This is a genomic window from Motilimonas sp. 1_MG-2023, assembly GCF_030547455.1.
GTDB lineage: Bacteria > Pseudomonadota > Gammaproteobacteria > Enterobacterales > CBDFNC01 > Motilimonas.
Genome location: NZ_JAUOPX010000003.1, coordinates 172,248 through 182,407, shown reverse-complemented (window position 1 = coordinate 182,407; position 10,160 = coordinate 172,248). Strand labels below are relative to the sequence as shown.

Genomic DNA, 10,160 nt, shown 5'->3' with positions numbered 1-10,160 from the left:
TCAGCCAATGGTGATCTGTCACCAGTGGAGTTTGAAAATTCTCAACTAAAGGTGTCCAGTTTTGGTTGACCAGAACAATCATTGTTGGTACAGGTGTTTATTTAGATGATATAGAAAAGCTATACATTGAACGGTTGTGGAGTAAAGGTGGGATCTTTGTTGCCATTTTGTTTGCTTTAATTGCGACCTCTTGGTTAATCATTGGTTCAATTGTTAAGCCGCTTCGACTGATCGTAAATGCCATGAGCTTAGTTGCCAAAGGCGATGTGACAGTAAGAATTAATGTTGATAGTCAAGATGAAATGGGTTTTTTAAGTCGTGAAATCAACACGATGCTGGACTCTTTCCAGGGGCTGTTGAAGTCAGTTCAATCTAGTTTAAATACCTTGAATTTATCGGCTGATGAATTAGCTGTGATTGCTAATCAAACCAATACTGGTGTGCAAAAACAGATGATAGATGTGGATACCGTGGTCAGTGCGGTTGAGCAGATGACATTGGCCGTTAAAGAAGTTGAAGCCAGTACCTCCCAAGCATCTGAAGCCACTAGCGAAACCAATAGCGTAGTGCGTGAAGCAAGTTTACTCATTAATAAAACACTTGATTCAATCAATCAAGTTTCAAATCAAGTTGAGCACGCAGTAACGGTAGTTAATGAACTCGAAGCGGGCTCGAGTGAAATAGGTGAAGTACTGAATGTTATTTCGGGAATTTCTGAGCAAACCAATTTATTAGCCCTTAATGCTGCGATTGAGGCTGCGCGAGCTGGTGAAGCTGGCAGAGGTTTTGCGGTGGTCGCTGACGAAGTTAGAAGTTTGGCTCACAGCACGAAAAACTCCACAATTGAAATTCAAAAAATGATTGAGAAACTCCAATCGTTAGCGAAAAGTGCTGCGCAAGCAATGGAGCAAGGCCGTGATACTGCCCGCCAGAGTGTTATTGCTGCTGGAAAAACAGGTGATAACTTAAATGTGGTGGTGAAACAAGTAGAGCGTGTGAATGATATGAATCACCAGATTGCATCAGCAACCACAGAGCAAGCCGCGGTTGCTGAAGAAGTTGCTCGCTCTATGGTCAATATTAGTGTGATTTCTACGCAGACAGGTGAAGGAAGCCAAGAAACGTTAGCTAACAGTAGTAAAGTGAAAGCTTTGTCTGACGATGTGACTAAGCAAATATCTGCATTTAAAGTTTAACTATCTGATTTTAAATTCTATATCAATAAAGCGCCGCGAGTTCGGCGCTTTTTCATTTATGAAGGAAAAGTTACCTTGGTCATCAAACTGTCATCTTAGGTACTTATATTTGTCATCATCGCTAGCCATACTGGCGCCGAATCGAAAAAATACATTCACTTGGAGTAAAGATAATGAAAGTAAAAAACCTGGTAACAGCGATTGGTTTCAGTGTCGCTACCGTTTTCGCTGGATCAGCTGTTGCTGGCAATGTTGATGCAAATCTTCCTACTTACACCAAAGTAAGTGGTATTTCTGGTAACCTTTCATCTGTTGGTTCTGACACACTAGCTAACATGATGACATTTTGGGCCGAAGAATTTAAACGTCAATACCCTAACGTAAACATCCAAATTCAAGCCGCTGGTTCATCTACTGCTCCACCAGCACTTACTGAAGGTACTTCTCAGTTCGGTCCTATGAGCCGTGCAATGAAGGCTAAAGAAATTGAAGCATTTGAAAAGCGTTACGGTTACAAGCCAACACAAGTTCGTGTTGCTATCGATGCATTGGCTGTATTTGTAAACAAAGATAACCCAATTGAAGGCCTATCAATTAAACAAGTTGATACAATCTTCTCAAGCACACTGAAGTGTGGTGGCGACAAGCAAGCTGAGCGTTGGGGTGACCTAGGCCTAGACGGCTCTTGGAAAGACAAAGACATTCAATTATTCGGTCGTAACTCAGTATCTGGTACTTACGGTTACTTCAAAGATAAAAGCTTATGTAAAGGTGACTTCAAGAGCAGCGTGAACGAGCAACCTGGTTCAGCTTCTGTTGTTCAATCTGTGTCTTCTTCACTAAACGCTATCGGTTACTCTGGTATCGGTTACAAAACATCTGGCGTACGCGCTGTTGCACTGTCTAAGAAAGGCGGTGAATTTGTAGAAGCAACAATGGATAACGCAGTAACAGGTGCTTACCCACTGTCTCGTTTCCTATACGTTTACGTAAACAAGCACCCGAACAAACCTCTTGCACCACTAGAGCGTGAGTTCCTAAAAATGGTTCTTTCTACTCAAGGTCAAGAAATCGTTGCTAAAGATGGTTACATTCCACTACCATCTTCTGTTGTAATGAAAGACCTTAAAGAGCTAGGTATTGAGCTTTAATTAGTACGCTCTTTAGCGTTTGATTTGAGCCCTGCATTGCAGGGCTTTTTTGTATCTGATGCTTAATAATTGTATTTGGCGAGGATAGCTTAAACCGAAATCTAGGCAACAAAAAAAGCCCGCAGTATTTGCGGGCTTTATTGTCTTCGGCTTACTTGAAAGATTTATTGTGGTTCGATGTCACCACAAAAACGGTAGCCTTCACCATGGATAGTGGCGATGATTTCTGGCGTTTCACCATGACTTTCAAAGTGTTTACGAATACGACGGATGGTGACATCAACAGTTCTATCATGAGGCTTAAGTTCACGGCCTGTCATCTTTTTCAACAAGTCTGCGCGGGTTTGTATTTGACCCGGATGCTCAACAAAATGCAGCATCGCTCGAAATTCACTGCGAGGAAGCTTAAATACTACCCCAGCAGGGCTGACTAGAGAGCGGCTGTTTATTTGTAGTTGCCAACCGTTAAAATCGTACTGTTCAACTTGATTTGGCAATTCTTCAGCCACAGCGACGGTTTGACTACGGCTTAATAGATTACGTGCTCTGATGGTTAGCTCGCGTGGGTTGAAAGGCTTAGTGATGTAATCATCGGCACCAATTTCTAGGCCTAATATTTTATCAACTTCGTTGTCACGCCCAGTTAAGAACATCAATGCGATATTATGTTGGTCGCGTAATTCACGCGCGAGTAATAAGCCATTTTTCCCAGGTAAATTAATGTCCATGATCACCAAGTTCACAGAATTAGTTTTTAAGATTTGGTACATTTCATTACCATCAGTCGCTTCTAGGACGTTATAGCCCTCCGCTTCAAAAATACTTTTAAGGGTATTTCTGGTGACCAATTCATCTTCGACGATGAGAATATTGGTTGTATTCATAATAGTTAGGCCCTAAGTTTTTTAATTACAAATCTAGCATTCTTTCAGTTGTAAACCGAGCAAGAAATTTAAAAAGAGTGCAACATTATGTTTATAATTTTAGTGCGTTGACTCAGTTTGGATGCGCTCGACTACGATTTAATTTTGTGTTTTTCGCGCCTAATTACCACTTGGGTGAGATTAAAATACTGCTATTTAGCCAATGTAAATCAGCCTTAAGTGCTGGTTATAGAAGGCTTGGCGGCGAATTATATCGAAATTACATTCTAATTAGTTAACAGATGTATAACAACCGATATCATAAGGTTACTGTTTTTTTTTTAATTCTGATTGACATAAATCAAGAGTGATCTACTGAACCAAGCTTTTAACAATTTTTTTTCATTGCTCATTTAAGAGGAAATAATTTTGTCTAAATTACAACACTCTCTGTGGTTGGCTTATCAGCAGACATATTTTCAATGGTGTCAATCGAAGTTACATGCACCGCGTTTTGTTATTGTGACGGCGTATAACCCCAAGGGGATTGTTCAACCTCGGTATGCTAATCGTTTAGCACATCAGCGATTGCTGCGCTATTTACGTATTCACCGTAAAACGTTTTCTTGCTTATCGGGCATGTCAGCCGATGGCTCATATACTGAATTGAGTGTGGCTGTCGCTTGTTCGGTTCGGGAAGGAAAATATATTGGCTGGCAATTTAAACAAAACGCAATTTATTGGATAAAAGATGATCAACTCTTTTTAGAGTCGGTATTAATGGGGAATGGGCTAGCCCATTTAGGGTTATTTAGTGCGCGTTGTTTAGCTAACTAGAAGCGGTAATCTAGGCCTAAGTGCATTATCTGATGCTGCAGTTGCATTTCAACACCAGCCTTGACATCAAGGTTTTGGATCAATTCGTAGGAAGTCGCGAAGCCTAAATTAGTTTCACTCGCACTAATGGCTGCTTTACTTGGTTTGAGTGACATTTGGGTAATGCGGCTTTCGAGCCGAAATTGCGGGGTTATGTGATAGCTAACACCTGTTGACAAGTGGTATTGAGCTTGCGAGTTTGTTTCTTTTATCTGATTACTGTCACTAAAGCCTGCTTCCATAAATACATCAAAATTTTGATTAATAGGCCATTTGTAACCGCCAATCATACTAGAGCTTGTTCTCTCGATGTCGTGATCACCAAGGGGCTCTTGCTGATTTAAGAGAAAGTTAAAAGAAGGAGAAAGTCGGCTGACATACCACTGTTGCGTTATCTCTGAACGCTCTGTCGTTGGGGATTGATGCGAATAGCTTTCTGCATAGGCCGCAGTTAAGTTGCAGATTAGATATAAAAAGCTAATTAGCGCGGCTTTTCTCATACTTCTGGCCCTATTTTAAAACGTAATTCTATTATGGCGCGATGTAAGGAAAATGCGCTAAAAAAATTAACTTATTTTGCTAGGTCTGTTATCAGGCTTGTGTAGTAAGACGAATGTATATTGGCTTTATCCAGTGTTCATAAAGGGTTATACCCAATCAACTTGAAGATGCTGAAATCAAGCATCTTCAAGTTGATTGGGTATGTTTGTTGCAGTCAGCCCTTAAGTTAGCTTACGAGTTGGCCACTATCATTTACGATGTTTTTGGTCGCTTAGTGAAAGTAGCAGGGTAGGGGGGGCAAATCCGTGAGCGGCTTAGGCTTTGCTTTGATACCTGTGTCGGCTTGATATCGTTGTAGCAGAGCGGGAAGGCGAATATTTACCTTGAACTTGTTGGTAGAGATTTAGGCTGGTTAGTGTTCTTTATTCAGAATTTATGCGGTGTTTTTTTCTATTTTCTCTTTTTTATTGGTTTTTTGTTGTTTTGTAAGTAGTCAAATTGGCTTTTATGGCTTGTCGTGTTTATAACGCTGCGAATTGACAAACTAGGTAAAGTTAGGTATTAGTGTAGCCATTATTTTATAAGGTTGCTTTATGCTAGTTAATCTAACAACTACCACCATTATTACCACCAGCACAGTTATTGTCGCTGGGGCGGGCTAATGGATAAGCAATAGCAAAATTCTATAAGCCCGCTCAAACGAAGCGGGCTTTTTCATTTTTATCAGGGAGAGGTACGATGCGCGTACTTAAGTTTGGCGGCACATCTTTAGCCAATGCAGAGCGATTTAATCGCGCTGCCGATATCGTGGTAAGTAATCAGCAGCAGTCACAAGTCGCTTTAGTTTTATCTGCACCAGCGGGTGTCACCAACAACCTAGTTGAAGTGGTGGCGCAAACTAGCCAAGGGAAAAATGCAGAACATCATGTGGCAGCCATTAAAACCATCTTTACTGACCTGATCATAGGCCTTTCTAAGCTTTACCCTGATTTCAGACATAATGCGCTGTTAAACCAAACCGATGAGGTATTGGCTAAAGTAAGCAAGCTGTTACAAGGTGTGAGCTTGCTTGAGCAGTGCCCAGATAACATTGAAGCGCGAATTTTATCCCAAGGTGAAGTGCTTAGTATCGCTTGCATGGCGGAGTTACTTAAAGCCAAAGGTGAAGTGGTTGAAATAATTGTGCCGCAAGAGAAGTTAATTTCTTATCGTGGCGGCTATGTCGAAGCGATGGTTGATATTGCCGCTTCAAAGGCGCGTTTCGCTGCAGAGGTGATTATCCCTGAGGCAGTTTATTTAATGCCTGGCTTTACGGCAGGTAACGAAGCGGGTGAAACCTTAGTATTAGGCCGAAATGGCTCTGATTATTCCGCTGCTGTGCTAGCGGCGTGTTTAGATGCTGAATGCTGTGAAATATGGACCGATGTGGATGGCGTTTACAGCTGCGATCCGCGTTTAGTAAAAGATGCGACTTTACTTGATTCATTAAGTTACGCCGAGGCGATGGAGCTGTCGTACTTTGGTGCTAAGGTACTGCACCCAAAAACCATCGCACCTATCTCACAACATCACATTCCTTGTTTGATCAAAAACACCAATAATCCTCAAGCACCGGGCACGTTAATCAGCGGTGAGCCAGGTGATGCGAAAATGGAAGTGAAAGCCATTTCAGATCTTAAGGGCATGACCATGTTAAGTGTGTCTGGTCCTGGGATGAAAGGCATGGTGGGGATCGCTGGTCGCATTTTCTCAGCGGTATCACGTGCTGGTGTTTCTATTGTCTTAATCACTCAATCTTCGTCTGAATACAGCGTTAGTTTTTGTATTCATAGCTATGAAGCACAGTTGGCCGTTTCAGCGATAGAGCAAGAGTTTGAACTAGAGCTAGCCAATCAATTAATTGAGCCGATTGATCAAAAGCATAACTTGGCGATTATCTCACTGATTGGCGATGGCATGAAAACATCCCTTGGTGTTGCTGCGCGTTTCTTTAACGCGTTGGCTGAACCGTCGGTAAATATTATTGCGATTGCGCAAGGATCATCAGAGCGCTCTATTTCTGCTGTTATCCCTGAAAATAAAGTTAATGAGGCAATTAAATCTTGTCATCACAACTTCTTTGGCAGCCAGCAGTTTATTGACGTATTCCTCGTGGGCTGTGGTGGTGTTGGTGGTGCGTTTGTCGACCAAATCCATCGCCAAACAGAGCAGCTAGCGAATAAAAATATTACTATGCGTGTTTGTGGGATCGCTAATCGTAGCGCAATGATCGCTAATCCAGATGGCATTGATTTAACTAATTGGCGTGATCAGCTTAAAGACGCGACTGAGCCCTTTTCGCTAAAGCGTGCCCATCAACTGGTTGAAGCTTCACATATCATTAACCCTGTGCTAGTAGACTGTACCAGTGATGACAAAATTGCTGACGATTACGTTAACTTTTTGGGCGCGGGTTTCCATGTGGTTGCCGCTAACAAAAAAGCCAACACTGGCAGCATGGATTACTACCGCCAGCTGCGCCTTACTGCCTTATCGACTCGTCGTAAATTTCTTTATGAAACGAACGTGGGGGCAGGCTTACCTGTCATTGAAAATTTACAAAACCTTTTAAATGCTGGCGACCAGCTGATGACGTTTAATGGTATTCTATCTGGTTCATTGTCATACATCTTTGGTAAGTTAGATGAAGGAATGGCGTTTTCAGAGGTGACTAAAATTGCGCGTGAGAATGGCTTTACTGAACCTGACCCACGCGATGATTTAAGTGGTGTTGACGTGGCGCGTAAACTGCTAATTTTGGCTCGCGAAGCTGGCATGGAGTTGTCATTAAGTGATGTTGAAATTGAAGCTGCATTGCCGCCAGGCTTTGATGACAGCGGAACCATTGAAGAGTTTATGGAGCGCTTACCGCAAGCGGACGAATACTTTGCCAAGCGTGCAAAGGATGCCGCAGACAAAGGTCAAGTATTGCGCTATGCGGGAACTATCGAAGATGGTCACTGCCGAGTGTCAATTATCGCATGTGATGAATCTGACCCACTGAATAAGGTAAAAGATGGCGAAAACGCTCTTGCGCTATATAGCCAGTACTACCAGCCAATCCCTATGGTATTAAGAGGTTATGGCGCTGGCACGGAAGTGACAGCGGCAGGTGTGTTCGCTGATGTATTAAGAACACTCAATTGGAAGCAGGAAGTTTAACCATGATTCCAGCAGTAAAACGATTAATTTGGAGAATAGGATCATGAGTCTTGTTGCTTACGCCCCCGCTTCTACGGCTAACGTGAGTGTTGGGTTTGATGTTTTAGGTGGCGCGTTAGCGCCAATTGATGGCTCACTGTTGGGCGATCGGGTGTTAATTGAAAAGGGTACTGACGATTACAGTTTAACTTGCAGTGGTCGCTTTGCTCACAAGTTGCCTGCTGACGGCAAGAGCAACATTGTTTATCAGTGTTATTTAGGTTACAAAGCGGCGCTGTCAGAAAAAGGTATAACTTGCCTACCGGTTGCAATGGAACTAGAAAAAAACCTGCCGGTGGGCAGTGGTTTAGGCTCTAGTGCTAGCTCGATTGTTGCCGCATTGGAAGCCCTTAATGCTTTACATGATTACCCATTAGCTGAGATGGAAATGCTGGCGTTAATGGGCAAGCTTGAAGGTGAAATAAGTGGCAGTGTGCATTACGACAACGTCGCACCTTGTTATTTAGGCGGGATGCAATTAATGCTTGAGCAAGGTGCATTAATTAGCCAAGCTATCCCGAGCTTTAAAGAGTGGTATTGGGTAGTGGCTTACCCTGGCATCACTGTGTCGACGTCGGCTGCTCGTGCTATTTTACCGGCGCAATATCGTCGCAGCGATGTATTAGCCTATGGTCGTCACTTAGCGGGTTTTGTGCATGCCAGTTATACCAACCAGCCTGACTTGGCAGCAGGCATGCTCAAAGATGTGATTGCTGAACCTTATCGTCAGCAATTGATTCCCGGCTTTAAAGAAGTACGTAAATACGCTAAACAAAGCGGTGCGTTAGCGACAGGCATTTCAGGCTCAGGCCCTACGGTGTTTGTGGTGATGAAAGAATTAGACCAAGCACAACGTTTAAAAAGCTGGTTAGAAGAGCACTTCATTCAAAATGAAGACGGATTTTGTCATATTTGTCACCTCGATGAAGAAGGTGCAAGAGTTGTAGGAACGCAGTTATGAACTTATACAATATCAAAGAAAACAGCGAGCAAGTGAGCTTTCAACAGGCTGTTAAACAAGGTTTAGGTAAAAACCAAGGGTTGTTTTTCCCTGACACTATCGCGCCGTTGGCTGATGTGGATGCGTTACTAAAACAAGATCTTGTTACTCGCAGTAGCGCCATTTTACATCACTTGATAGGTGATGAACTCAGTGCTGAAGATGTGTCTGATATGGTGAGTAAAGCATTCCAGTTTGGCGCGCCAATTAAACAAGTTAGCGATGATATCTACGCCCTTGAGCTATTTCATGGCCCAACTTTAGCATTTAAAGACTTTGGCGGCCGCTTTATGGCGCAATGTTTGGCTAAATTTGGTGGCGATAAAGCGATCACTATTCTAACGGCGACGTCAGGTGATACTGGCGCAGCGGTAGCCCACGCATTTTATGGCCTAGAGAACATCAAGGTGGTGATTTTATATCCGAAAGGCAAAATTAGCCCACTGCAAGAAAAGCTGTTTTGTACCTTAGGTGGCAATATTACTACCGTTGCGATTGAAGATGATTTTGATGCCTGTCAGGCCATGGTTAAGAACGCATTTGATGATCAAGAGTTAAAACAAGCCATTGGTCTGAATTCAGCTAACTCTATTAATATTAGCCGTTTACTTGCGCAGATTTGTTACTATTTTGAAGCTTTTTCACAACTACCCGCTGATAAGCGTGACAATGTTGTGGTGTCGGTACCAAGTGGTAACTTTGGTAACCTTACGGCAGGTTTATTGGCGCAAGCGTTAGGTTTACCAATTAAGCGTTTTATTGCTGCGACTAATGAAAATGATACCGTGCCACGTTACCTGCAAGACGGTAATTGGGCGCCGAAGAAAACAGTTGCCACGCTTTCTAATGCGATGGATGTCAGTCAACCAAATAACTGGCCGCGTATCGAAGAGCTGTTTAAGGTAAAAGGTAAGTCGTTATCTGAACTAGGTAAAGGCATGCTAACTGACGCTGAAACAGAAGTGGCTTTAAAAGGATTAGACGCTGCGGGCTACTTATGTGAGCCACATGGTGCAATCGCCTATGATCAACTGACTAAGCAGTTACAAGCAGGGGAGACCGGTATTTTCTTATGTACTGCGCATCCTGCTAAGTTTAAAGAAAGTGTTGAGTCCATCTTAGGTAAAGATATTGGTTTGCCAAAAGAGCTAGCTGATCGCGCCGATCTTGAGCTGTTATCAAAAGAGATGCCGGCTGATTTTGCACAATTGCGCGAACTATTAATGAATAACTAAGACACCACAGGTTTAATGACTACTAAAGGGGGCTTTTGCCCCTTTTTTGCTCTTGGCTACCTACCATGGCATGTTGTCACTGGTGCCTATTTCTGGTT

8 protein-coding genes are annotated in these 10,160 nt (G+C 42.8%); 6 read left to right on the top strand and 2 right to left on the bottom strand.

The window, feature by feature from the left end; genetic code table 11:
- The first annotated feature begins 65 nt into the window (after window positions 1-65).
- Window positions 66-1,196 carry a methyl-accepting chemotaxis protein gene (locus tag Q4519_RS02870; protein ID WP_303509286.1) on the top strand — a complete coding sequence of 377 codons (1,131 nt, stop codon included), beginning with the start codon at window positions 66-68 and terminating at the stop codon, window positions 1,194-1,196.
- A 173-nt stretch (window positions 1,197-1,369) separates the two neighbouring features.
- Entirely contained in the window at window positions 1,370-2,347 is a 978-nt protein-coding gene (locus tag Q4519_RS02865) for a PstS family phosphate ABC transporter substrate-binding protein (RefSeq protein WP_232801829.1), read from the top strand.
- A gap of 164 nt (window positions 2,348-2,511) precedes the next feature.
- Here Q4519_RS02865 and arcA read toward each other — a convergent pair whose 3' ends face one another.
- Complete coding sequence (gene arcA / locus Q4519_RS02860; protein ID WP_232801830.1) at window positions 2,512-3,231, bottom strand: two-component system response regulator ArcA; 720 nt, start codon at window positions 3,229-3,231, stop codon at window positions 2,512-2,514.
- A 408-nt stretch (window positions 3,232-3,639) separates the two neighbouring features.
- On the opposite strand from arcA, the gene Q4519_RS02855 reads away from it, so the two are divergent.
- Complete coding sequence (locus tag Q4519_RS02855) at window positions 3,640-4,047, top strand: DUF3293 domain-containing protein (RefSeq protein ID WP_303509283.1); 408 nt, start codon at window positions 3,640-3,642, stop codon at window positions 4,045-4,047.
- Here Q4519_RS02855 and Q4519_RS02850 read toward each other — a convergent pair.
- On the bottom strand, window positions 4,044-4,586 hold the full coding sequence (locus Q4519_RS02850; protein ID WP_232801832.1) for a YfaZ family protein: 543 nt from the start codon (window positions 4,584-4,586) through the stop codon (window positions 4,044-4,046). The genes Q4519_RS02855 and Q4519_RS02850 overlap by 4 nt on opposite strands.
- Window positions 4,587-5,325: 739 nt before the next feature.
- Here Q4519_RS02850 and thrA point away from each other — a divergent pair.
- From thrA to thrC, 3 genes are read left to right on the top strand one after another with little or no spacing between them, the layout of a single operon-like run.
- A complete protein-coding gene (gene thrA, locus Q4519_RS02845; protein ID WP_232801833.1) occupies window positions 5,326-7,788 on the top strand; it encodes a bifunctional aspartate kinase/homoserine dehydrogenase I in 2,463 nt (820 codons plus the stop codon).
- A 43-nt stretch (window positions 7,789-7,831) separates the two neighbouring features.
- Window positions 7,832-8,788: a homoserine kinase gene (gene thrB / locus Q4519_RS02840; protein WP_303509280.1), complete on the top strand. Its 957-nt coding sequence runs from the start codon at window positions 7,832-7,834 to the stop codon at window positions 8,786-8,788.
- The gene (gene thrC / locus Q4519_RS02835; protein WP_303509279.1) at window positions 8,785-10,062 is read left to right on the top strand and encodes a threonine synthase; all 1,278 of its coding nucleotides are present in this window, start codon (window positions 8,785-8,787) and stop codon (window positions 10,060-10,062) included. Before thrB ends, thrC begins: the two co-directional genes overlap by 4 nt.
- The last annotated feature ends 98 nt before the right edge of the window (window positions 10,063-10,160 follow it).

What these genes read in the sequence shown, in the direction of transcription:
- Q4519_RS02865 (WP_232801829.1), top strand. Translation starts at nt 1,370, where the DNA reads ATGAAAGTAAAAAACCTGGTAACAGCGATTGGTTTCAGTGTCGCTACC.
- arcA (WP_232801830.1), bottom strand. Translation starts at nt 3,231, where the DNA reads ATGAATACAACCAATATTCTCATCGTCGAAGATGAATTGGTCACCAGA.
- Q4519_RS02850 (WP_232801832.1), bottom strand. Translation starts at nt 4,586, where the DNA reads ATGAGAAAAGCCGCGCTAATTAGCTTTTTATATCTAATCTGCAACTTA.
- thrA (WP_232801833.1), top strand. Translation starts at nt 5,326, where the DNA reads ATGCGCGTACTTAAGTTTGGCGGCACATCTTTAGCCAATGCAGAGCGA.
- thrB (WP_303509280.1), top strand. Translation starts at nt 7,832, where the DNA reads ATGAGTCTTGTTGCTTACGCCCCCGCTTCTACGGCTAACGTGAGTGTT.
- thrC (WP_303509279.1), top strand. Translation starts at nt 8,785, where the DNA reads ATGAACTTATACAATATCAAAGAAAACAGCGAGCAAGTGAGCTTTCAA.